We start from the raw sequence: 1,414 nt of genomic DNA, 5'->3' as shown, positions 1-1,414 counted from the left end.
GAGCGTATATTTGCTCAGCTAGAAGTTGAGATAGGTGACAATGTCACGATAGGCGATGCCGATTTAACAATCACAGGGCGTATCGCGCAAGAACCGGGCTTGAGTTTTAACCCTTTCCAACAAATGCCTGCAGTTCTGATTCACAATAACGATGTTGAAGCGACAGGCGCAATCCAACCAGGTAGCCGCGTTAGCTTTAGATTGTTTTTAAATGGTGATGAATCGAAACTCAAAGCAGCACAAGACAGTATCGAACTGACACCAAGTGATCGCTGGCGTACACAAGACTCAGCCAGTCGTACCAACGAGATGTTCGAAAGTACGACTCAATACTTATCGCTAACGGTTGCTATCGTTGTGATCATGGCTGCGACCACTTTGGTACTCACTTGCCAACATTATGTTGCGAGTCGTCGTAAAACCATTGCGATGCTTAAGAGTTTAGGTGCGAGCAAGCAGTGGATCGTTAAATGGTTGTCCGTACAGGTGTCTCTGTTGGTGGTTATTGGTGCAGTACTGGGAATTACCATCGGTATCGGCTTAGAATTTTTGCTTCGTATACCTCTGGGCGACTTATTACCAACACCACTTCCTAGCTATGGTATTGAACCTGTCATTTTGGCGATTTTATCAAGCATTCTCATTGGTGTGCCTGCTCTTGGTATTCCGTTAATTGGCTTGGTAAGCACTTCGGCAATCAGCGTGATTCAATCAAGTCACCAGTCTAATGAAAGCTACAAGAAATACCTGTTGTTGCTGGTGCCTATTATTCCAATGATGCTGATGTACGGCGATAACCTGTTGGTATGGATAGTTCTAGCGGGTATCGCTTGCCTGTTCTTAGTGCTTGCGATTGTGAGCACGCTTGTTCTGCGTTTGGTCGGTAAGCTGCCGACGTCGACATCTATGCGTTTGGCATTGAGCCGAATTAATCGCACACCATTAGCAACAGGGATTCAATTTGGTTCTTTAGCGCTGTCTTTGATGCTGTTATCGATCATATGGCTAGTGAGAAGTGACTTGTTGTCAGATTGGCAGCAAACTTTGCCCGAGAACGCACCTAATGCGTTTGCGCTGAATATTGCGAGCTATGAGAAAGACAGTTATCTCGAGACGATTGATGCAAACGAAGTAGAGCGTACTCAAGCGTTTCCAATTATACGAGGAAGGCTCACAACCATTAACGGCGTTGAGGCGGCGAAATACAGCGAGACCTCAGAAGAAACAGATGCACTAAGTCGCGAGATCAACTTCACTTGGGGAGATAGCCTGCCTGAGTACAATGAAGTATTAGAAGGCAGCTGGACACAAGAGCAGGGCGTATCTGTGGAATCCGATGTCGCAGAGCAACTTGGTTTGAAAATTGGCGATGATCTTTCATTCACAATCAACAGCCAGAACGTCTCTGCCAAGG

General features: G+C 46.0%; 1 protein-coding gene. It reads left to right on the top strand.

Annotated elements, in window-relative coordinates:
- On the top strand, positions 1–1,414 hold a 1,414-nt coding region (locus tag AB4653_RS24305), incomplete at both ends, for an ABC transporter permease (protein ID WP_372105518.1).

The organism is Vibrio sp. 10N.222.48.A3 (assembly GCF_041475345.1).
GTDB lineage: Bacteria > Pseudomonadota > Gammaproteobacteria > Enterobacterales > Vibrionaceae > Vibrio > Vibrio tasmaniensis_A.
This window is presented reverse-complemented; position numbering and strand designations above follow the sequence as displayed.